Consider the following 395-nt stretch of genomic DNA (forward strand, 5'->3'; position numbering starts at 1 on the left):
CCTGTCACCCATCGTCTCGAACAGATCGCCGATCGAAATCCACTCCCGGCTTCGGTCGCCTGCCAGCTGCCGCAGGACCGCTGAGAGGCGGCGGCCTTGGGGACGTGGCGGGCGGGGTCTTCTGCGTCTGTTGGAATCGGCGTTTTCGATGCTCATGATACCGGTAGATGATGGAAGTGCAGGGTCCGAGTTTGGCCGCGCAATATGCCAATTGAATGACTTAAGGGATAGGAAATCAATGAGAAGACCTGTCGGCGGCTATTTGCGTTCGACCATCGCTCCTTTGCGCAGCAAGCCCATGCCAGGCAGATGCATCAAGTCTTGTAATTCTTGGCCAACAGTGCGAGCAGACGCTGAAGGCCAGAGAAACGGCAGGCAGGCAATGATTATTTCAT

1 pseudogene is annotated in these 395 nt (G+C 56.5%); it reads right to left on the bottom strand.

The features are described from left to right. Window positions 1-204: pseudogene (locus tag AC5ZG1_RS44625) on the bottom strand (exopolysaccharide biosynthesis protein); the annotation flags it as partial. Window positions 205-395: the final 191 nt, after the last annotated feature.

Source organism: Bradyrhizobium sp. Leo78 (assembly GCF_059512425.1).